Source organism: Cupriavidus sp. 05N40, from assembly GCF_056397305.1.
In genome coordinates, this window is record NZ_JBFTND010000002.1 from 95,181 (window position 1) to 115,539 (window position 20,359).

The 20,359-nt window shown below is 65.6% G+C and carries 20 protein-coding genes; 17 read left to right on the forward strand and 3 right to left on the reverse strand.

The window, feature by feature from the left end; all coding sequences use genetic code 11:
- Window positions 1-68: 68 nt before the first annotated feature.
- Both AC1DO7_RS01050 and AC1DO7_RS01055 read right to left on the reverse strand, forming a co-directional pair.
- On the reverse strand, window positions 69-341 hold the full coding sequence (locus AC1DO7_RS01050) for a hypothetical protein (RefSeq protein ID WP_441613992.1): 273 nt from the start codon (window positions 339-341) through the stop codon (window positions 69-71).
- 344 nt (window positions 342-685) lie between these two features.
- The gene (locus tag AC1DO7_RS01055; RefSeq protein WP_441613993.1) at window positions 686-1,600 is read right to left on the reverse strand and encodes a LysR family transcriptional regulator; all 915 of its coding nucleotides are present in this window, start codon (window positions 1,598-1,600) and stop codon (window positions 686-688) included.
- A 144-nt stretch (window positions 1,601-1,744) separates the two neighbouring features.
- On the opposite strand from AC1DO7_RS01055, the gene AC1DO7_RS01060 reads away from it, so the two are divergent.
- From AC1DO7_RS01060 to AC1DO7_RS01105, 10 genes are all read left to right on the forward strand, one after another.
- A complete protein-coding gene (locus tag AC1DO7_RS01060; protein ID WP_441613994.1) occupies window positions 1,745-2,797 on the forward strand; it encodes a TauD/TfdA family dioxygenase in 1,053 nt (350 codons plus the stop codon).
- Between the two features lie 54 nt (window positions 2,798-2,851).
- Complete coding sequence (locus AC1DO7_RS01065; RefSeq protein WP_441613995.1) at window positions 2,852-3,844, forward strand: Bug family tripartite tricarboxylate transporter substrate binding protein; 993 nt, start codon at window positions 2,852-2,854, stop codon at window positions 3,842-3,844.
- 14 nt (window positions 3,845-3,858) lie between these two features.
- On the forward strand, window positions 3,859-4,641 hold the full coding sequence (locus tag AC1DO7_RS01070; protein WP_441613996.1) for a class II aldolase/adducin family protein: 783 nt from the start codon (window positions 3,859-3,861) through the stop codon (window positions 4,639-4,641).
- A 111-nt stretch (window positions 4,642-4,752) separates the two neighbouring features.
- Entirely contained in the window at window positions 4,753-5,547 is a 795-nt protein-coding gene (locus AC1DO7_RS01075) for an enoyl-CoA hydratase/isomerase family protein (RefSeq protein ID WP_477115691.1), read from the forward strand.
- Window positions 5,548-5,580: 33 nt separating this feature from the next.
- The gene (locus tag AC1DO7_RS01080; protein WP_441613998.1) at window positions 5,581-6,759 is read left to right on the forward strand and encodes a thiolase family protein; all 1,179 of its coding nucleotides are present in this window, start codon (window positions 5,581-5,583) and stop codon (window positions 6,757-6,759) included.
- A 26-nt stretch (window positions 6,760-6,785) separates the two neighbouring features.
- Complete coding sequence (locus tag AC1DO7_RS01085; RefSeq protein WP_441613999.1) at window positions 6,786-7,793, forward strand: Bug family tripartite tricarboxylate transporter substrate binding protein; 1,008 nt, start codon at window positions 6,786-6,788, stop codon at window positions 7,791-7,793.
- A gap of 127 nt (window positions 7,794-7,920) precedes the next feature.
- On the forward strand, window positions 7,921-9,153 hold the full coding sequence (locus AC1DO7_RS01090; protein ID WP_441614000.1) for a CaiB/BaiF CoA transferase family protein: 1,233 nt from the start codon (window positions 7,921-7,923) through the stop codon (window positions 9,151-9,153).
- A gap of 31 nt (window positions 9,154-9,184) precedes the next feature.
- Complete coding sequence (locus AC1DO7_RS01095) at window positions 9,185-10,183, forward strand: tripartite tricarboxylate transporter substrate binding protein (protein ID WP_441614001.1); 999 nt, start codon at window positions 9,185-9,187, stop codon at window positions 10,181-10,183.
- A gap of 225 nt (window positions 10,184-10,408) precedes the next feature.
- The gene (locus AC1DO7_RS01100) at window positions 10,409-11,236 is read left to right on the forward strand and encodes an AraC family transcriptional regulator (protein ID WP_441614002.1); all 828 of its coding nucleotides are present in this window, start codon (window positions 10,409-10,411) and stop codon (window positions 11,234-11,236) included.
- 77 nt (window positions 11,237-11,313) lie between these two features.
- Entirely contained in the window at window positions 11,314-11,739 is a 426-nt protein-coding gene (locus AC1DO7_RS01105) for a cupin domain-containing protein (protein ID WP_441614003.1), read from the forward strand.
- Between the two features lie 33 nt (window positions 11,740-11,772).
- On the opposite strand, the gene AC1DO7_RS01110 is transcribed toward AC1DO7_RS01105, so the two are convergent.
- The gene (locus tag AC1DO7_RS01110) at window positions 11,773-12,537 is read right to left on the reverse strand and encodes an IclR family transcriptional regulator (RefSeq protein WP_441614004.1); all 765 of its coding nucleotides are present in this window, start codon (window positions 12,535-12,537) and stop codon (window positions 11,773-11,775) included.
- 148 nt (window positions 12,538-12,685) lie between these two features.
- On the opposite strand from AC1DO7_RS01110, the gene AC1DO7_RS01115 reads away from it, so the two are divergent.
- The 7 genes from AC1DO7_RS01115 (at window position 12,686) to AC1DO7_RS01145 (ending at window position 20,324) form a co-directional block, all read left to right on the forward strand.
- A complete protein-coding gene (locus tag AC1DO7_RS01115) occupies window positions 12,686-13,690 on the forward strand; it encodes a Bug family tripartite tricarboxylate transporter substrate binding protein (RefSeq protein WP_441614005.1) in 1,005 nt (334 codons plus the stop codon).
- Between the two features lies 1 nt (window position 13,691).
- Window positions 13,692-15,260: an AMP-binding protein gene (locus AC1DO7_RS01120; protein WP_477115692.1), complete on the forward strand. Its 1,569-nt coding sequence runs from the start codon at window positions 13,692-13,694 to the stop codon at window positions 15,258-15,260.
- 11 nt (window positions 15,261-15,271) lie between these two features.
- Window positions 15,272-16,438: a thiolase domain-containing protein gene (locus AC1DO7_RS01125; protein WP_477115693.1), complete on the forward strand. Its 1,167-nt coding sequence runs from the start codon at window positions 15,272-15,274 to the stop codon at window positions 16,436-16,438.
- A gap of 4 nt (window positions 16,439-16,442) precedes the next feature.
- Window positions 16,443-16,844: a Zn-ribbon domain-containing OB-fold protein gene (locus tag AC1DO7_RS01130; RefSeq protein ID WP_441649729.1), complete on the forward strand. Its 402-nt coding sequence runs from the start codon at window positions 16,443-16,445 to the stop codon at window positions 16,842-16,844.
- 32 nt (window positions 16,845-16,876) lie between these two features.
- Entirely contained in the window at window positions 16,877-17,695 is an 819-nt protein-coding gene (locus tag AC1DO7_RS01135; RefSeq protein WP_441614009.1) for an SDR family NAD(P)-dependent oxidoreductase, read from the forward strand.
- Between the two features lie 413 nt (window positions 17,696-18,108).
- Entirely contained in the window at window positions 18,109-18,750 is a 642-nt protein-coding gene (locus AC1DO7_RS01140; RefSeq protein ID WP_441614010.1) for a cysteine hydrolase family protein, read from the forward strand.
- On the forward strand, window positions 18,747-20,324 hold the full coding sequence (locus AC1DO7_RS01145) for an aldehyde dehydrogenase (NADP(+)) (protein WP_477115694.1): 1,578 nt from the start codon (window positions 18,747-18,749) through the stop codon (window positions 20,322-20,324). The genes AC1DO7_RS01140 and AC1DO7_RS01145 overlap by 4 nt, the downstream gene beginning before the upstream one ends.
- The last annotated feature ends 35 nt before the right edge of the window (window positions 20,325-20,359 follow it).

A 20,359-nucleotide genomic window follows, 5' to 3' on the forward strand; every position in this document is an offset into this window, starting at 1 on the left:
CCTCCGGAAACAACGACCACCACTCCCGAGAGGTCGGGAGCGACAAAGATGTGGCGTAGCTTCGGAGGCTAGGTGCGGAAACAGCAGTGGAGAATGGCGTGCGGCGGTGGCGGCGCACGCGGCTGGGTCTGCGCGCGCACGGCGATCAGCGGCGCGGCATCCAGTACGGGGGGCTCGACGAGGATGCTGACGAGGAGCGGGATATGCGCCGGAATCTGTGGCGCGGAGAGATCGGCGTGCTTTGCATCAGCCTGGCAATGGCTCATGCAAAGCGCTTTCTGGCCATCGTTCTGCGCGGCATCCTGGTCGGCCATGTCCGCGCAAGACACCATGTTCTCCATCGGCGCCTGTCCTGCCGGCTCGCTCAGGCCCATCGTACAGGCGTAAGCGGCCGTTGCCAGCTGGACTGACAGGAACACAAGCAGAAGGAGTCCGGCAATCCACGAATGCCGGCGGACGATATGACGCACGATCTAGGGGTATCTCAAACCAGTGCAAAGCATAACCAGTTTCCAGGCGATTGCAATAGCGGACTCTCAGGCGAACCAGCGGCACTATCGGCCGCCGGCGCCCCCCGCACTTGCGAGATGCGGGTGTGATCAGGCCTGCGATGACACGTCGCTGGCGCGTGCGCCATCGGTGTGCGGATCGCGGTTGAATCCGCAGGCCATTGCCGCCGGCCGGGTCACGCGACTGCGCATTCCCTCTCCCGTGACAGAAACGGAGAAAGCAGCGTTTCCCTGAATTCGACGCAGAACGGCGAAAGATAGGCGTCACCGCGCCAGAACAGCGCGATCCCGGGTTGCCGGAGCAGGCTGGGATCGCCGACCACGCAGAGGTCGCGTCCATCCGCCTGCTGCAACGCGCGCTGCGCCACGACGCCGAGCAGGTCGCTGTTGCGAATCAGCTCGCCAACCGAGCCGCCCGACCCGTTCCACTCCACGGCGACGCGTGGCGGCGGCAGTTTCTGGCGGGCGAGGGCCTCCTGCACGATCTGGTACACGCTGGATGACGGTTGCGGAAGCGCCCAGCGCTCGTCAGCCAGATCAGCCAGCGTCTTCCATGCGCGCAGCCGCGGATGATCGGCACGCGCGACGATCTGCATGGCCAGCGGCTGCAGAGGGGCGTGGAGCAGGCCGTCAGGCACGCCGGGAGGCAATCCTCCGCACGCGAAGTCGACTTCGCCAGACAGCAGCGCCTGCAGTGCGCCTTGCGTCAGGCTCGTGTCGATCGAGAAGCGGGCGAGCGGACGGCTCGCCAGGAACTGCGCGATCACCGGCATCAGGAACGCCGAGACAAGGTGGGGCGTGCCCGCGAGGCGGATATTCCCCGCGCGCGCCGAACGCTGGGCTTCCAGCTCGCCCATGAGATCGTGGCTCGCAAGCACGACCTGTTCGGCACGTGCGAGCAACGACTGCCCTGGCTGCGTGAGCGCCACGCCGCGGGCGGTGCGGTCAAACAGCCGTATCCCGGCTTCCGACTCCAGGCGGGCCAGTGCCTTCGACAGCGCGGATTGCGTCACGCCGGCCTGTGCCGTTGCGCGGTGCAGGCTGCCGTGTCGTGCCACGAGTACGAACGCTCGGAGATCATCTATCCGCATCCAGCTTCCTCCGGACTATGTTGGTTCGGGTTGACCCGGAAGTATTCCGTTTTGGAATCGCCTGGCATATCGGGGGAATCACTGGCACCGGCTGGCTTTCGTAGAGTTGTGTCACCCCGCYGGGCGAGCGAGGGCGGCAGGACGGTGCCGGAATGGCAAAGGGAAGACGAAATGAACGAAAGTCGGATCGCGGTGGCTTCGGAACTGGTCGAGGCATTGGGAAATGGGGTGCGGTGCCATGAGCGCGCGGCGGGGCAGCCGCCGCTCTTCATCGAGCCGTACGGCGACGCATTGCGGGAGAGAACGCGCTTTCGCGCATGGACGCGCAACGCCATGCCCGTGCTCGAGGCGCTCGTCAGCCGCCACGGCGGCATCGTATTGCGGGGCTTTCCGACACCGGATACCGCCGACTTCGCCGACATCATCGACCAGCTTCCCCCGTTCCAGGACGGATACCTCGGCGGACGTGCGCCACGCATGCAGATCGCGGGACGTGTGATGGAAGCGACCCGCCTGGATGCCAGCGTCGGGCTGGGCGTGCATTCGGAGATGGCGTACCGGCGACAGTTTCCAAAGCGGATCGCCTTCTTTTCGCACAGGACGGCGCCGGTGGGCGGCGAGACCGTCGTTGCCGATGCGCGCAATTTCGTGACACAGATGGGCGAGGAGCTGGTCGCGAAGATCGAGTCGCTGGGCGTGCGCTCGGCCCTGACCTACGGACCGAAGACGGATACGGTCGAAGCCTCGTATGTCGACCAGGATCAATACGGCTGGAACCATGCGTTCGGCACCGACAGTGCGGCGGAAGTCGAAGCCCTGTGCGCGGCGCGCAGCCTCGAGCCGCTCTGGCACGACGATGGCTCCCTGACGGTGTTTGCCACGCTTGCCCCTTTTCTTGACCATCCGCAGACCGGGCAGCGTCTGTACCGCTCGGGGCTGCACCGGTCCCACACGGCCACGGAAGTGCTCGATACGGTGATCCGGAAGAACCAGCGCTACCCGACCGGCATGTTTCTCGGTCGCGCGCAACGCCTGGAGACCGCAGAGGTCGACCACATCAATGCCGTATGCGACCGGAACACCCATAGCTGGGCATGGCGCGACGGCGACGTGATGGTCCTGGACAACCTGCAGGTATGGCACGGCCGCAATCCCTACCAGGGCGCGCGGGATGTTCAGGTCGCGCTGCTCGACTGAGCGCGCCGGACCAGCGGCAAACCATTCACGTCCATCCCGCAGGAGACAGGAAACATGCGAGCAGCTTTCGGATTCAGGTGCCTTGCCGGCACGCTTGCGGCACTCGGCCTGATAGGTTGCGCCATCACGGCATCTCAGGCCGCGGAGCCGGCCTATCCCTCGAAGCCGGTCAGGCTCCTGGTGCCCTCGGTGCCCGGCGGGCCCATCGACGCGGTCTCGCGGCTCATTGGCAGCCGTCTGTCGGCGCGGCTTGGCACGAGCTTCTACGTCGAGAACAAGCCGGGCGCCAACGTGCAGGTCGGCGCGAACTACGTCGCCAGGTCCGATCCGGACGGCTACACGTTGCTGGCCACCTCGCCCGCGCACATCTCCAACCCGTTGCTCTACAGCAAGCTTCCCTACGACACGGGCCGCGACCTGACGGGCGTGGCCATGATGGCGCGCGTGCCGCTCCTGCTCGTGGTGAATGCCGACTTGCCGATCCACTCTGTCGCGGATCTGGTGGCCTGGGGCAGGGCTCATCCGGACCGGATTCGCTATGGCAGCTCGGGCTCCGGTTCGACGGCGAACCTCGCCGGCGAGTTGATCTCGATGAATACGGGAATCCGGCTCGAGCACATCCCGTACAAGGGCTCCGCGGCCGCGCTGCCGGACCTGATGGCGGGGAGGTTCGAAGTCATGATCGACACCCTCCAGCTCTTCGCCCCGCACATACGCGCCGGCAAGGTGCGCGCCATCGCCTTCACCGGCACGAAGCGTGTCCCGGCACTGCCTGACGTACCGACCTTCGCGGAGAGCGGCTATCCAGACGTGGTGGCGAATTCCTGGCTCGCCATCGTCGCCCCCGGCAAGACGCCGCCCGGCGTGGTGGAGAAGCTGGGCCATACCGTCACCGATATCCTCGCCGAGCCCGAGGTGCGCAGGCAGATCGCCGAGTTCGGCATGGAGTCCGACGTCATGACCCCGGCGCAACTCAATCGCTACTTCGTCTCGGAGAGCGAGCGCTGGGGCAGGGTCATCAAGGCAGGCAACGTCCGCGTCGAATAGACCTTACAGAGAACATGAACCCTCCTTTCACCATTGCGCGCGAAGCCGTACGAGCCACCGTCAGCGACGCCGAATGGCGGGCCCGCCAGGAACTGGCCGCCTGCTACCGTCTCGTCGACCGCTACGGGATGACTGACCTGATCTACAACCACATCACGCTGCGGATTCCCGGCACCGAGCACCTTCTCATCAATGCCTATGGGTATCTCTACAGCGAGGTCTGCGCGTCGAACCTCGTCAAGATCGACCTCGACGGCAATGTCCTGCTGAACCCGCTGAACGAGCATGACTACCAGGTCAACCGCGCCGGCATGGTGATCCACACCGCCATCCACCGCGCGAGGCCTGACGTGCACTGCGTCATTCATACCCATACCCGCGCCGGCATGGCGCTGTCCGCGCTGCCGTGCGGATTGCTGCCGATGACCCAGACGGCGCTGCGCTTCCACGGCAGGACTGCCTACCACGACTTCGACAGCCCCGTCGTCGAACTCGCGCAGCAGGCGCCGCTGGTCAGCTCGCTCGGCGATCACGACGTAGTGGTGTTGCGCAACCACGGCCTGCTGGCGGTCGGCCCGAGCGCGGCCGAGGCGTTCAGCCGCATCTACTGGCTCGAGATGGCCTGCCGCACGCAGGTCGACGCCATGGCCGCCAGCGCGGAGGTCGTCCTGCCGTCGCAGCAGGCGATCGACGACACCGTCCGGGCGATGGATGCCCGCGCCGGCACCTTCGGCAAGCGCGAATGGCCGGCGTTGCTGCGACTGCTCGACCGGATCGATGCCGGCTACAGGCATTGAGTCGATATCCCGAGGACCTCGAGGAACAGGAAGGAGAGACCCGATGATCGTATATGGCAGCAKGGCTGCGGCAGCGTACAAATGAACCGCTTGAACGGACAAGGAGAAGATATGCCGACGCAGCAAAAGAATGTGGTCGATATGGCCAACGAAGGTGGTGTGTTGTGGTTGACCATGAACAGGCCGGAAGCCCTGAATGCACTCTCGGGCTCGCTGGTCAGCGCGTTGCAGGAGAGATTCGCCGCCGCGGCGCGTGATCCCGAGGTAGGCGTGATTGTCCTGACGGGGGCCGGGCGAGCGTTCTGCGCGGGCGCCGACCTCAAGGAGGCGGAAAGCCGCGGCGCCGGTACCGAGGCAAGCGCTGCCTTCCTGCGCACCATTTCCGGCCTGACGGATGCCATGGAACTCTGTCCCAAGCCGATCATCGCCGCCGTGAACGGTGTGACGGTGGCGGGCGGCCTGGAACTGATGCTCGCCTGCGACTTTGTCGTGGCCGCGGCATCGGCAAGGCTCGGCGACGGCCATTCGAACTACGGCCTGTTTCCCGGCGCGGGTGCCACCGTCCGGCTGCCGAGGATGGTCGGTGTTGCCATGGCGAAGTACCTGATGTTCTCGGGAGAGCTTATCCCTGCCCGCGACGCGCAGGCCATCGGCCTGGTGCAGGCCGTGGCCGAGGATGAGGCGTTCCGCTCCACGGTGGCCGCCCTGGCGCAGCGCCTGGCGGCGAAGAGCCCGCTGCTGCTGGGGCGGATGAAAGAGGCGATCAGCGATGCGCCGACGCAGCCCCACGGTGCGGCCATGCGTCGGGAACGGGACCTGAGCCAGTTGTATTCCGCCTCCTTCGACCGCGCCGAAGGCCTTGCCGCATTCCGCGAAAAGCGCGCACCGCGCTTCCAGGGGCGTTGATTCCCGGCGCTTCCAATCTCACCGGAGCCATAGATGAAACAGGCATGTGCAATTGTCGGGGTCGGCATGACGCCGTTCGGCAAGTTTCCCGATCTCACGGTCCGGCACCTTGCCGAGCAGGCCGCGAGGGCGGCCCTCGGCGATGCCGGAATGCAGCCGGATGACGTGGACGAGGTGTATTTCTCGAATGCGGTCGGGGGCATGATCACCGGGCAGGAAATGATTCGCGGGCAGGCGGCGCTTCGCTTTCTCGGACTGCGGGGGCAGGCGATCTTCAATGTCGAGAATGCCTGCGCATCGGGAAGCACGGCATTCCATCTGGCCTGGAGGGCGGTGTGCAGCGGCAGGGTACAGGCCGCGCTGGTGGTGGGCGCCGAACGCATGACGCATCCGGACAAGCGGGTTTCGCTGGCGGCGCTGGCCACGGCTGTCGATCTCGACGAGAAGCAGCCGGAACACGTCGGCGCGGGAAGCGGGTCCATCTTCATGGATATCTACGCCGCCCGAACCCGCAAGTACATGGCGCAGACCGGCGCCACGCGCGCGGACCTGGCGGGGATCGTGGTCAAGAGCCGCAGGGCCGCCTCGTTGAATCCGAATGCCCAGTTTCGGGCGGAGACGACAGTCCCGGACGTGCTGGCGAGCCGGGTCATCAGCGATCCGCTGACGCTGCAGATGTGCTCGTCGATCGGCGACGGCGCAGCCGCCATCGTCGTCTGCTCTCCCGAACGCGCCGCGCGCCTTTCCGCGCGGCGCCCGGTGTGGGTGGGTGGATCGGTCATCGTCTCCGGAACGCCTGAGGGCAGCGGGAAGCCTGCCGCCGTCCGCGCCACATTCCAGGCGTACGAGGAAGCCGGCGTCGATCCGCGCGACATTCACGTAGCCGAGCTGCACGATGCCTCGGCACCCGCGGAACTGATGTACTACGAGTCGCTAGGACTCTGTGGCCCGGGCGAGGGCCCCGCGCTATTGCGAAGCGGCCAGACGGGAATCAATGGCCGGATATCCGTCAATCCAAGCGGCGGCCTGCTGAGCAAGGGGCATCCCATCGGCGCGACGGGCGTGGCCCAGCTCGTCGAACTGACACAACAGTTGCGGGGCCAGGCGGGGCCACGGCAACGCGACGACGCCAAGGTCGCGCTGGCCGAAAACAACGGCGGCCAGGTTGGTCATGACGCGGCGGTCGCGGCGGCAACGATCCTGCATGTTTGACGGTTCTGCGGAGACTGGAGGCGAGCATGGAAATATTCGGCAATGAGCATTCGGCGGGACGGCGCGCATTCGGCAAGCACGTGCTCGGGCTGGCGGCGATGGGTCTGTGTGCAGGGATCCGTCCGGCGCTTGCCGCGCTCGACCCCGGGCGGCCGGTGTCCATCATCGTGCCGACCGCGCCCGGCGCCACCACCGACATCATGGCTCGCGCTTTCGCGCGGCACCTGACCCGGGCGCGAGGACAGGCCGCCGTGGTGGAGAACAAGACGGGCGCGACCGGCGCGATCGGTGCGCAGTTCGTCGCGCGGGCAGCGCCGGACGGGCATACGCTGCTGATCGGACCGAGCAGCACCATGGTGGTCAACCCGCTCGTCCAGAGCGTGCAGTACAGCACGTTGAACGACTTCCGCATCGTCGGACTGCTGGCGAAGGCCGAGACCCTGATCGTCGCCAACCCCGCAAAGGGATTCCGCAATCTTCAGGACGTGATCCGGTACGCGAAGCAGAATCCCGGAAAGCTGACCTACGGCTCGAGCGGCACCGGCAGCGTCCTCCACATGGCCATGGAGTATCTCCAGCTCTCGGCGGGGATCGAGATGATGCACGTTCCCTACAAGGGGACGGTCCAGGCCGAGGTGGCATTGCTCTCGAACGAGATCGACGTGCTGCTGACCAACACGTCGTCGGTGGAAGTGCATATCCGGGCGGGCAAGCTCGTGCCGCTGGCCATCACCAGTTCCACGGCCGGGAGCGAGCTGCGCGGCGTACCGAGGGCATCCGGGGCGGTGCCGGGCTACTCGGTCGATACCTGGCTGGGAGTCTATGTCCCCGCCCGCGCCGGTGATGACACGGTAGCCACGCTCAACGCCGCCCTGAACGGCTTCCTGGCCGATCCGGCAAGCGCGGGCAGCATGAAGAACTACGGGTTGACAGGGGCGCCGGGAACGCCGGCCGAGGCGCTCCAGTACCAGCGCGCGGAGCTGGGGAAATGGTCGCAGGTCGTGGCCGCCGCCAGGGCTGCCGGCCGCGTGTAGCGCTTGCTCGCGCCGGCGCTGCGCATCCTCCACGGAAAAGCCGGCTACCAGGTGGAGGTGGCGGCCTGCGAGGCTGCACGGATGCCCGGACGCCGGGTCTTCAGGAAATTGACAAGGAGTACATCAGATGAGTGAGCCGGGAATGCGCGACGAAGCCAGCGGCCAGCGACGGGGACCGCTTGCCAGCCTCAAGGTGCTGGACCTGGGGACGATGATTGCCGGACCCGTGGCCGGGACCCTGCTGGCCGACTTCGGTGCGGAAGTCGTGAAAGTCGAACAACCGGGTACCGGCGATCCATTGCGGAAGATCGGTCCCTTTGTCGATAACGAAAGCCTGTACTGGAATGTCGAGGGACGGAACAAGAAGTCGGTCACGCTCGATCTGCGCAAGCCGGAAGGCCAGGCACTGGCCCGCCAGCTGGCGACAAAGGTCGACGTGGTGGTAGAGAATTTCCGTCCCGGAACGCTTGCCGCGTGGGGACTTGACTACGAGGCCTTGTCCGCGCTCAATCCAGGGCTCGTCATGCTGAGCGTGTCCGGCTTCGGGCAGACCGGTCCCTACGCGAAGCGCGCTGCCTTCGATCGCATCGCGCTGGCGTTCAGCGGCGTCCTGCATATTTCCGGGTTCCCGGATCGTCCTCCCGTGAGACCGGGGGTGACGATGGCGGACTACCAGGCCGCGCTATTCGGTGCGTACGCAGTGATGATGGCGCTCTATCATCGCGACGCAAACGGCGGGGCGGGGCAGCACATCGACCTCGGGCTCTATGAATCCGTCTTCCGCTTTACCGATACCCTGGCCCCGGCCTATGACCGGCTCGGCGAGGTCCGGCAACGGCAGGGCAATCTTGCGGCGGCAGCGGCGCCGGGGGACATCTTCGAGACCTGCGATGGCCGTTATCTCGTGCTCACCATGTCCAACGACGCCATGTTCCGGCGCCTGTGCGGCGCGATGGGTACGCCGGCGCTGGCCGACGATCCCCGGTACGCCACCCATCGCCAGCGATGGGAGCATGTCGTCGAGTTGAATGCCATCGTCGGCCGATGGATCAAGGGGCTTGCGGTACCTGAGGTCGAGACCGCCTTGCACGACGCCGGGCTTGCGTACACGCTGACATACTCCATCGAGGACATTTTCTCGGATCGCCACTATCTGGAGCGAGGCAGCATTGAAAGCGTCGAGAATCCCCGCATCGGGACCGTCCGGATGCCTGGCGTGGGCCCACGGCTGTCAGCCACGCCCGCGGGGCCGATCCGTTCAGCGCCAACCCTGGCAGAGCACAACGAAGAAGTCTTCGGGGGATGGCTTGGCTTGAGCGACGCCGTGCAGCGGCAACTTCGGGAGGCGGCCGTCATATGAGGTTCCGCCGATCCCAATACAGGAGACACCCATGACACAGCGATCCCGCATTCGCCTGCTGGCCCTCGCGCTGGCCGCAACGTTGCCCGGCGTTCCAGGCCCGATTTCCGGCATCGGCGCAGCCCATGCCGAGACATGGCCTGCACGCCCGATACGTTTCCTGGTGCCGCTCGGCCCGGGCAGCAGCGCCGACTCCAGCGCGCGGCTGCTCGCCAGGCTTGCGGCGGAGGAACTGGGACAGCCCGTCGTGGTGGAAAACAAGCCGGGCGCGGATTCGCTGGTAGCGGTGCAGGCACTCCTGTCCGCACCGGCGGACGGGTACAGCATGCTGATGATCTCGCCGAGCTCGATGATCATCAACCCGCTGATCAACGCCTCCACGTCCTATGATCCGCAACTCGATCTCCGCCCGGTGGCCGGCATGATGCGACTCGGGGCCCTGCTGGTGACCGGCGGTGCGTCCCGCTTTCATACCCTCGCCGATGTGCTGGCCGAGGCAAGGCGGGCGCCAGGCTCGGTCAGCCTGGGCAGCTACACCGCCTACTATCGGCTCGGGGCGCTGCGCATGCAGCAGATGGCAAGCGTGACGTTCAACCAGGTCTCCTACAAGACCGCCACGCCGCTGCAGACCGACCTGGCCGGCGGCACGGTGGATGTCGCGCTGATCGATGTCGGCGGAGCGATGCCGCTGATCGCCTCCGGCAAGCTGCGCCCCCTGGCGGTGGCCGGCAAGGAACGGCACCGGTTGCTGCCATCCGTGCCGACGATCGCAGAGAGCGGACCGAAGCAGTACGAGATGGCGGGCTGGATCGGCATCGGCATTGCCGGGAAGACCCCCGAGCCTGTCGCGCAGTCAATCGAGACCGCCTTGATCAAGGCGATGAAGCGGCCGGAGTTCGTCAGGTACCTGACGGAAAACGTGGGCGCCGAGACGTTTGCGGTGTCGGGCAAGGAAATCCGGGCACTGGTTGAGTCCGAGACCGCCCACTATCGGCCGCTTGCCGGGCAGTTGCAGGCGGCGCAGCGTTGAGCGGACGGCCCGGCCTCCAGCGTATCCGGGGGCCGGAAGCGGCCGCCGATGGTCTGGCGTTTTTCGCTCAGGGCCAGTCTGGAAATTCCGTGGCCCCGTTGTTCGTCCTGCAACACCGGCGACTGGATCTTCCCGTGCGACAATCCGGGTAGCTGCTGCGCATCGCACCGCGCCCGGGGGCTTGTACCGCAGCGCGACACCCCGGGCCGCCAAAATTCATACATCATGAACCGACCAGCAGCGCTCTCATGCCCCGACTGGGTGAGGTGCGCCGAGCCGATGGAAGGCGTCGAGCGCATCGAAGCGTGGTTTCACGGCAAGGCGTATGCCATGCACCGTCACGACACCTATGCCATTGGCCGCACGCTCGCCGGCGTCCAGAGTTTCAACTATCGGCGCAGCCAGCGAAACAGCCTGCCGGGCAACACGATGGTGCTGCACCCCGACGAGATTCACGATGGCCAGGCGGGCACCGACGAAGGGTTCCGGTACAGGATGATCTACGTTGAACCCGCGCTCTTTCAGGATGTGCTCGGTGGACGCGCGCTGCCGTTCCTCGAAGGCGGCGTGACGACCGATCCGCGTCTTGCAGCGGCAACCGCGACGTTGCTGCAGCACGTCGGCCATACGCTCGAATCGCTCGAACAGAGCGATGCGCTCGCCGAACTGGCGTATGCCCTTGCCGCCGTTACTGGCACGTCCACGCGACGCCCGAAAGGCGACTTCCTCTCGGCGCGGCGCGCACGCGACTATTTGCACGCGAACTGCGCCCGCGTCGTCACGCTCGTCGAACTGGAAGCTGCGACGGGCCGCGATCGCTGGAGCCTGTCGCACGACTTTCGCACGTTCTACGGCACGAGCCCGTACCGCTATCTGACGATGCGGCGCCTCGATGCGGTGCGCCGCATGCTGCTCGCCGGCACCTCGCTCGCCCACGCCGCCGCGGCCGCGGGTTTTGCTGACCAGAGCCACATGACGCGCCACTTCTCGAAAGCATTCGGGCTGACGCCGGGGCGCTGGCTCCAGGCCGCGGGCAGCGTCCACCGCACCTGAAAACAGCCACGATCGTTCAATACGGACGCAAGGAGCATGCGTATCCTCGGCGCATTGACCTTTGAACGGAGAGAACGATGGACCAATCCTCGAACCACACCACCGCGCCGGCCGAACGCGGCCAGTGCCAGGCCATCGACCTGGCCGGCAAGATCGCGCAGATCAACGGTCACTGGCAACCGCGCGTCGTCGCTGAAATGAACGACTATCAGTTCAAGGTCGTGAAGGTCGAAGGCGAGTTCCAGTGGCATCGGCACAACGATACGGATGAAGCGTTCATCGTGCTCGAGGGCGAGCTGCGCATCGATGTCCGCGCGGGCCCTTTGGGCGACAGTTCTATCGTGCTGCGCGCCGGCCAGATGGCGGTGGTGCCCAAGGGCGTCGAGCACAAGCCCTGTGCAGACGCAGAAGTGAAGCTGCTGCTGATCGAGCCGCGAGGTGTGGTGAACACAGGCGACGGTGCGACGGGCGAGCGTACTGTCGAGAACGACCAGTGGATCTGATGCGGCCCCGGCATATAACGTTTGCGGATGCTTCTATAAGCCGGTCGGCAATAGCTTCCCCAGCGCGTCCTGGATCGTCTTGATGATGTAGGTCTGGCGCTGACGCTGCATGCGTGCCAGCGGCGCGGCTACGCTGATGGCGGCCAACGGCACGCCGCCCGTGGCGGGAATGGCAATGCCCACCCCGAGGGTGTCAGTGGCTACATGGTTACCGACGACAGACCAGCCTCGCTCGCGCGTGGCTTTCAGCAATAGCTGCATGCGTTCGGGCGTCATCCCGCCGTAGCTGCCCAAGGTCGCGGCGTTGGCGGCAATCATTGCGGCGGCTTCGTGTTCAGGTAACGAAGCCAGCAGCGCAAGTCCGGCGGCGCCGACCCCCAAAGGCTGGCGGCGGCCAACCTGCACGATCAGCACCTGGACGGGGAACGTGCCGATCTGGCGGGCGATGCAGTGTGACTGAGCGCCATCGCGCACCACCGCGAATGCAGAGTCTTCGGTAATTTCGCTGATGTGCCGCAGCACGGGTTGTAGCCGCGTCGCGAGTTCGTTGACGGGCGCGCCGCCGGAGACGTCCTGGATGCGCGGCCCGGGCACATACCAGTACCTGTCCCGCTTGGCCACGTAGCCCGCGGCGATCAGCGTGCTCAAGAGCCGATAGACCGTAGCCCGTTCCAGCATGCAAAGCCGCATGATCTCCATTACCCGTACGCCGCCCCGGGCGTGTTGCCGCACGCAGTCAAGCACGTCCAGGCCACGCTGCAACGAGCGGTTGCCATCGTCGATGTGCGTTGTCGTCACATTTTAGCCATTTGTTGGTTTGTCCGGCAGGCGGACATTGTAGCCTTCCCAGCGATCGTGATAAGCGGAAAACTTCATCCCAGCCGAGCCCGCACCGGTCACCTGGCGTAGCGGAGACAGACGGCACATAACCAGACTGGAGACAAGCATGACCTTGGCAATGTTGCGCCTGCGGTGGACACAGACCTCATGTGCCCTGATGCTGGCGTTGGCGCTTGGCCCGACGCTGGCCACCGCGCAGGACACCGCGGCAGGTACCTATCCAAGCCGCCCCGTCACCATCATCGTGCCGTTTGCTGCCGGCGGCGGCACGGACATCGTGGCCCGCATGCTTGGCAATGAACTGGGCAAGCGCTGGAAGACCAGCGTCGTGGTGGAAAACAAGCCAGGCGCCAGCGGCCAGATCGGCAATGCACTGGCGGCCCGTGCCAAGCCTGACGGCTACACGCTCCTGCTCTCCACCACCGCGCTGATCCAGGAGCCCGGCCTCTACAAGAAGCTGCCGTACACGGCGGTAAAGGACTTCACTCCGGTAGCCCAGGTGGCCACCTCCACCAACTTCCTCGTGGTTCCCGCATCGTCACCGGCCAACACGCTCAAGGAATTCATCGCCTATGCCAGGGGCCATCAGGGGCGCCTCAGCTACGGCTCGAACGGCAATGGCGGCTCCTCGCACCTGCACGGCTCGCTGTTCAATTCTGCCAACAGGCTCGAGATGGTCCACGTGCCGTTCGCGGGCTCCGCGCCGCTGCTGACGGCGTTGCTGGGCCAGCAGGTCGACGCCGCCTTCGTCGATATCTCGCCGCTACGCGCGCAGCTGGGCGGCGGCAAGCTGAAGGTGCTGGCCGGCACGGGACCGAAGCGCTCGGTGCTGCTGCCGAATGTGCCGACGATGAGCGAGGAAGGCATCGCGGGTTTCGAGCCCGTGGGCTGGTTTGGCATGTTCGTGCCATCCGGCGTTCCCGCGCCGATCCGCAAGACGATCTCCTACGCCGTGGTCGATGCACTGAAGTCCCCGGAGATCGTCAAGCGAATCGAGGAACTGGGGCTGGCGCCCGCGCAGGTGGCCCCGGACGCGTTTGCGGAACGCATGCGCGAAGACACCCCCAAGTGGGAACAGATGATCAAGGCTGGTAACGTAACGGTGGAATGACATGCAACTCTCTCCTGAACTGACGCACGGCGGCACGATTGCGGACCTCGTGATCGGCGCGATCGAGCGCTTTCCCGAGCGCACGGCGTTTGCCAGCGACGATGCCACGATCAGCTACGCGGCACTGGGCCAGCGCATCAGCCAGATCGCGCAGCACTTCGACAGCCTGGGCCTGAAGCCCGGCGACACCGTGGCGCAACTGGCCGTGAACCGCTTCGAGGTGTTTGCGATCGTCGCCGCGGTCTATCTGCGCGGTTTGCGCTCCGTCATGCTGCACGCCATGGGCAGCGAGGCCGACCACGAGTTCGTCCTTGATGACTGCGGTGCCAGCGTGGTGATCGTCGACGCCTATCACCAGGCGCGCGGCCAGGCGCTGCGCAAGCGCTGCGGCAAGGTGCGGGCATGGATGTCGCTGGGTGCAATTCCGGGTTTCGACGCGCTGGACGACGCGATGCAGGCCTACCAGCCGGCGCCGCTCGTGGCCTTTGGCGACGCGGAACTGGTGGTCCGCGTGGCCTATACCGGAGGAACGACCGGTCGCCCCAAGGGCGTGATGCTGTCCAACCGCGCGCTGGCGACCAATGTGGTGCTGGACMTGTCTGCCAAGGAATGGCCGGCCGACGTCAAGTATCTCTGCGTAGCGCCGATCTCGCATGGCGCCGGATCGCTGGTGGTTCCCACGCTGATGCGCGGTGGCTGCATTACGCTGATGCGGGGCTTCTCGGCCGACGGCCTGATCGACACGATCAACAAATACGGCTGCAACGTGACGTGGCTGGTGCCCACCATGCTGTACGCGCTGCTGGATTGCGCGCGCGTGAAAGAGGTCGACTGGTCGAAGTTCCATTCGCTGATCTACAGCGCGGCGCCCACCTCGCCCTCGCGCATCCGCCAGGCGCTGGATCTTCTGGGTCCCATCCTGATCCAGAGCTACGGGCAGACGGAGTCGCCGAACTCGATCCTGATCCTGGGCAAGCACGATCATCCGCGCCTGAGCGATGCGCAACTGGCTTCGGCCGGACGCCCCTATCCGCTGATGCGCGTCTGCCTGCTCGATGCCGACGGTGCCGAGGTGGCGGCCGGCGAGCGTGGCGAGGTCTGCGTGCGCGGGCCGTTGCTGATGTCGGGCTATCTCAACAATCCGGCGGAAACGGCATCGACGCTCAAGGACGGCTGGCTCCACACTGGCGATATTGCGTACAAGGATGCCGATGGCCTGTACTACATCGTCGACCGCAAGAAGGACATGATCATTTCGGGCGGATTCAACGTGTATCCCAAGGAGATCGAGGACACCATCTGCGCGCATCCGTCGGTGGCCTCGGCGGCCGTGATCGGCATTCCCGACGAAAAATGGGGCGAGATGGTCATGGCCTATGTGCAACTGAAGGACGGCTGCCAGGTGTCGGAGGACGAGATTGCCGCAGCGGTGCGCCAGGCCAAGGGCACCGTGGCGACGCCCAAGCGGGTGGAGATCATCGCTGCGTTGCCGCTCACGCCGCTCGGCAAGATCGACAAGAAGGCGCTGCGGTCCCGCCACTGGACCGCGGGTGCGCGGTCCGTCCATTGATGAGGCCGACCATGAACCAGACCCACGCCTATATCTGCGGCGCCTACGAGCACCCGACGCGGCACGCGCCGGACAAGTCGGTCGCCCAGCTCCACGCCGAATGCGCCAGGGGGGCGCTGGCCGATGCGGGGCTCACGCTGGCCGATGTCGACGGCTACTTCTGCGCGGGCGATGTGCCGGGCGGCACGCCGCTGCTGATGGCCGACTACCTGAACCTGCGGCTGCGCTGGCTCGACGGCACGGAGCTTGGCGGATGCTCCTACATTTCGCTGGTGTCGCACGCGGCGGCGGCCATCGCGGCAGGCAAGTGCTCGGTGGCACTGATCACCATGGCGGGGCGCCCGCGCAGCACCGGACAGTCGGTAGGCGTCAAGCCACGCGCGTTGAGCCCGGACCRCCCCGAAGCCGTCTGGGACAGCCCGAGCCAGTGGACCATCGCCACCATCTACGGCATGGCGGCGCAGCGCCACATGCACGAATTCGGCACCACCGCGGAGCAGATGGCGTGGGTCAAGGTGGCCGCTTCGACCCATGCGCAACACAATCCGCATGCGTTCCTGCCCAAGCTTGTCACGGTCGAAGATGTATTGGCGTCGGGCGTCATTGCCGATCCGCTGCACAAGATGGACTGCTGCGTGGTCACCGACGGTGGCGGGGCGCTGGTGGTAACCAGCGCGGCCGTGGCGCGTTCGCTCAAGCGGCCCTTGGTCAAGGTACTGGGCACCGGCGAAACCGTGCACACCAATCAGGGGGGGATGGTGGACCTGACCGTCACGGGCGCCACGAAGGCGGGCACGGAAGCCTTCGCGCAGGCCGGGCTTGGGCCGAAGGACATCCAGTACGCGTCCATTTATGACAATTTCACCATCATGGTCATCATGCAACTGGAAGACCTCAGCTTTTGCAAGAAGGGGCAGGGTGGCGCGTTCGTGGCCGACGGCAACCTGATTTCCGGCAAGGGCCAACTGCCGTGGAACACCGACGGTGGCGGGCTGTGCAACAACCATCCGCAGAATCGCGGCGGCATGACCAAAGTCGTCGAGGCCGTCAGGCAATTGCGAGGCGAAGCCCATCCGCAGGTGCAGGTGCCGGACTGTTCCATCGCGATGGCATCTGGGCCCGGCCTCGTGCTCGGCGGTGGCCATGCGTACTCCGCGCTGGTTCTGGAAAGGGAGTGAAAAAATGACCCCGACATCGTTTCTGGAAGATCCGTACGTGGCGGCCAACCCCGAGAGCCTGCCATTCTGGCGCGCGGCCGAGGAAGGCGTGCTGCTTGGCAAGTCCTGTAGTGACTGCGGCAAGGTGCACTGGTACCCGCGCGAGATCTGCCCGTTCTGCGGCAGCGACCAGACAGAATGGAAGCCGCTCAGCGGGCGCGGCACGGTCTACGCGTTCTCCACGTTGCGGCGCGCCGCGCAACCCTATACGGTGGCCTACGTGCGATTGGCGGAAGGCCCCACGATGCTGACCAACCTGGTCGAGATCGATGATGCCGACATGCGGGTCGGCATGCCGGTCCGGGTGGTCTTCCGGCGCACCGAGGAAGGCCGTATTGCGCCGAAGTTCGCCGCGGAGGTGGTTTGATGAATCATCCGCGCTAAGTGAGGATAAGAGACATGGAAACAGCTTTCCCGATGCCGCTGCGCCTTGACGGCCGGCATGTGTTCGTTGCGGGTGGTGGTTCGGCCGGACCGGGCTGGAGCATCGGACGCGCCGCGTCGGTACTGTACGCCCGGCTCGGCGCCAGCGTATCGGTGGCCGACTGCGACGAAGCGTCTGCCCGCGAGACCTTGCGGCTGATCGAGCAAGAGGGCGGCCGCGCGGTTGCCCTTTTTGGTGACGTGACGCTCGAGCAGGAGGTCGGGCGGCTCTTTGCCGAGGCGCGCGATGCATTCGGGCCGGTGGACGTGCTGCACTACAACGTCGGCATCGGCAAGGTAGGTGGCGCCATGGAAACGAGCGCGGCCGACATGGCGCGCATACACGGCGCCAATGTCGGCGGCCTGCTGTTGTGCGCGCAAGCGGTGCTTCCAGGCATGAAGGAGCAGCGGCGCGGTGCCATCGTCGCCATCTCGTCCATCGCGGGCCATCGCTATCTCGGCTATCCCCACCTCGCGTATGGCGTGACGAAAGCCGCCACCGAGCAATACATCCGGCTGGTGGCACATGAATACGCGGCCGACGGCATCCGCGCCAACACGGTGGTGCCCGGGTTGATCGATACCCCGCGGATCGCCAGCACGGTGGCAAAGATGTACGACGCGGAAGACTTCGATCGAGCCAGGCAGGAGCGTGCGCGTCAGGTGCCCGTGGGCCGCATGGGCACCGCGTGGGACGTGGCGCATGCTTGCGCCTTTCTCGTATCGGACGCCGCGGCGTACATCACGGGGACCGAGTTGATGGTCGATGGTGGTATCACCGGAAAATTCATCTGATACATGGCTTCGGCGCGGTGCCTGGCGAGCTTGGGTAGCGTATGCAGTGCACCACGCAAGCGCCCATCACCGCCACGCGAGGCATCTTCCCGGCATGCGTGGGCTTCTACCTCTTTCACTTTCGATCACCTAGAATCGATTGGATCATTCGGCAGGGCGGGCGTCACGCGGAGCATGTACGCGGAACCGGCGCGCACCGCATGAGTGAGTGAAGTAGCGTCCGGGCACTGTAGGCCGGGAGTTGCATGAGCGCCACCTGCCTGAGCTCATGCCAGCAGCGTTGCATCGGCCGGGCTCCATCGCCCCCGCCACAGTGACGCGCTATGGAATTGCGTCGCGCAAGCCGTCGGACGACGGCTACCTTTGTCGCGCACGTCGTAATCACGGTGCTTTGCATGTCATGGAGAGCCGAGATGCCCGATCCTGTTTATCGCGCCGACCGTACCGGCCTGCTGCTGGTCGATCCGTACAACGACTTTCTGTCCGAGGGCGGAAAGGTATTTCCGATGATCAAGGAAATCGCCGCCGAAGTCGGACTGCTGGACAATCTGCGCACGACGGTCGCCGCCGTGCGCAAAGCCAATATCCAGGTGTTCTACGTGCCGCACCGTCGCTGGCAACCCGGCGACTATGACAACTGGGATCATCCCAATCCGACGCAACGCCTTGTCCAGGAGCGCCACACATTCGAGCTGGGAACGTGGGGTGGCGAATGGCATCCCGATTTCATACCTCAGGCGAACGACATCATCATCAAGGAGCACTGGGCCCAAAGTGGATTCGCCAACACCGATCTCGACTTCCAGTTGAAACAGCAGGGTGTCACGCATGTCGTGATCGTCGGCCTGCTGGCGAATACCTGCATTGAATCCACAAGCCGCTTTGCCATGGAACTGGGCTATCACGTCACGCTTGTGCGCGATGCCACCGCGGCATTCAGCAAGGAAATGATGCGCGCGGCGCATGAACTCAATGGCCCCACCTTCGCCCATGCGATTCTGACGACGGCCGAGCTGACCGCTGCCCTGTCTGACGTCGAGCGGAGGCAGTCATGACGCTCACGGGTGGTCTTCTCATTGGTGCAGAGGAAGTCGCCCCAGGTGCGGGCACGATGAAGGCGCTGAATCCGGCAACGAATCTCGAAATCGAGCCGCCGTTCGCATTTGGCGGCATCGCGGAAGTCGACCGGGCGGCAAAGCTGGCCGATGACGCCTTCGACAGCTATAACAACACCAGTCTTGCAGAGCGGGCCGCGTTCCTCGAGCGCATCGCGGATGGCGTCGACGCCATCGCCCAGGCGCTTGCCCAACGGACTTCGCTCGAGACGGGCTTGCCGGTCGCCCAGCTCGAAGGAGAAGCCGCAAAGGCGGCGGCCCAATTCCGCCAGTTCGCGAATGTCGTGCGCCAGGGACGTTTCCGCCAGGCCACGATCGATCCCGCCCAGCCTGAGCGTCAGCCGCGTGCGCGAATGGACCATCGCATGCAGAAGATCGCCCTCGGTCCGGTCGCCATCTTTGGCGCGAGCAACTTTCCGATCTCCTACTCTGTCGCCGGCGGCGATACGGCCTCGGCGCTGGCCGCTGGTTGTCCGGTCATTCTGAAGGCACACAATGCGCACCCGGGCGCGTCCGAAATGCAGGCGCGCGTGATCCGGCAGGCGGTGAAGGATTCCGGGCTGCATGAAGGTGTCTTTTCTCTCGTGCGTGGCGGCGGCAATGAAATCGGCGAGGCGCTCGTCGATCATCCGCTTGTCAAGGGCGTCACCTTCACGGGCTCCGAAGGCGGCGGCATGGCGCTGTTCCGACGCGCGCAGCAGCGCCCTGATCCGATTCCCGTCTTCACCGAAATGACGAGCGTCAATCCGACCTTTGTCTTGCCGGCCGCGCTGGCCTCGCGAGGCGGCGAGATTGGCGATGGATTCGCCGAGCGCATGCTTGTCACTGTCGGACAGGCCTGCCTCAAGCCGGCCATCCTGCTTGCCATTAACGGCCGGGGTTACGAAGAGATGAAGCAGGCAATGCGCGCACGTGTGCAAGCCATGCACGCGCGCACCATGCTTACGCCGGGCATCAACACCGCGTATCGCAGGAACCTCGAGCGGCTGTCCAGCGCCGGGGCCGAACGAATCGCCGCTGGCGGCGATCCGCAAGGCATGTGGGAAGGCCAGTCGATGCTCTTCGAAGTCGACGGCGCGCGTGCCCTTGAAGAACCATCGCTGTCGGCGGAGGTTTTTGGACCTGCCGCGCTGATCATCCGGGTGAAGGACGAAGCGCAGCTCTTCGCAATGGCAAGGCAGTTCGGCGGACAGCTTTCCACCACGATGCAGATCGACCCGGATGACTACGCGATGGCCGGCCGGCTGCTGCCGATTCTGGAGCGCCGGACAGGGCGAATCGTCATCAACGCGTTCTCGCATCCGCAGGAGGTGTCGTACGCGTCGATCCATGGCGGGCCATTTCCCGCAACTTCCGACAGCCGCTTCACCTCTGTCGGCATGAGCGCAATCGAGCGATTCTTGCGCCCGGTCTGTTACCAGGGCTTTCCCGACAAGCTGTTGCCTGAAGCGCTGAAGCACCGGAATCCTTCTGGTATCTGGMGTCTCACCGACGGGGAACCGTCAACGGCCTGATCCGCGCCGGCCATCGCCCCGGACGATGCGCGACC

Bases quoted from the DNA above. Each gene is read 5' to 3' on its own strand.
- AC1DO7_RS01070 (WP_441613996.1), top strand. From the start codon at position 3,859: ATGAACCCTCCTTTCACCATTGCGCGCGAAGCCGTACGAGCCACCGTC.
- AC1DO7_RS01090 (WP_441614000.1), top strand. From the start codon at position 7,921: ATGAGTGAGCCGGGAATGCGCGACGAAGCCAGCGGCCAGCGACGGGGA.
- AC1DO7_RS01115 (WP_441614005.1), top strand. From the start codon at position 12,686: ATGACCTTGGCAATGTTGCGCCTGCGGTGGACACAGACCTCATGTGCC.
- AC1DO7_RS01085 (WP_441613999.1), top strand. From the start codon at position 6,786: ATGGAAATATTCGGCAATGAGCATTCGGCGGGACGGCGCGCATTCGGC.
- AC1DO7_RS01135 (WP_441614009.1), top strand. From the start codon at position 16,877: ATGGAAACAGCTTTCCCGATGCCGCTGCGCCTTGACGGCCGGCATGTG.
- AC1DO7_RS01075 (WP_477115691.1), top strand. From the start codon at position 4,753: ATGCCGACGCAGCAAAAGAATGTGGTCGATATGGCCAACGAAGGTGGT.
- AC1DO7_RS01050 (WP_441613992.1), bottom strand. From the start codon at position 341: ATGGAGAACATGGTGTCTTGCGCGGACATGGCCGACCAGGATGCCGCG.
- AC1DO7_RS01080 (WP_441613998.1), top strand. From the start codon at position 5,581: ATGAAACAGGCATGTGCAATTGTCGGGGTCGGCATGACGCCGTTCGGC.
- AC1DO7_RS01065 (WP_441613995.1), top strand. From the start codon at position 2,852: ATGCGAGCAGCTTTCGGATTCAGGTGCCTTGCCGGCACGCTTGCGGCA.
- AC1DO7_RS01095 (WP_441614001.1), top strand. From the start codon at position 9,185: ATGACACAGCGATCCCGCATTCGCCTGCTGGCCCTCGCGCTGGCCGCA.
- AC1DO7_RS01105 (WP_441614003.1), top strand. From the start codon at position 11,314: ATGGACCAATCCTCGAACCACACCACCGCGCCGGCCGAACGCGGCCAG.
- AC1DO7_RS01100 (WP_441614002.1), top strand. From the start codon at position 10,409: ATGAACCGACCAGCAGCGCTCTCATGCCCCGACTGGGTGAGGTGCGCC.
- AC1DO7_RS01130 (WP_441649729.1), top strand. From the start codon at position 16,443: ATGACCCCGACATCGTTTCTGGAAGATCCGTACGTGGCGGCCAACCCC.
- AC1DO7_RS01140 (WP_441614010.1), top strand. From the start codon at position 18,109: ATGCCCGATCCTGTTTATCGCGCCGACCGTACCGGCCTGCTGCTGGTC.
- AC1DO7_RS01055 (WP_441613993.1), bottom strand. From the start codon at position 1,600: ATGCGGATAGATGATCTCCGAGCGTTCGTACTCGTGGCACGACACGGC.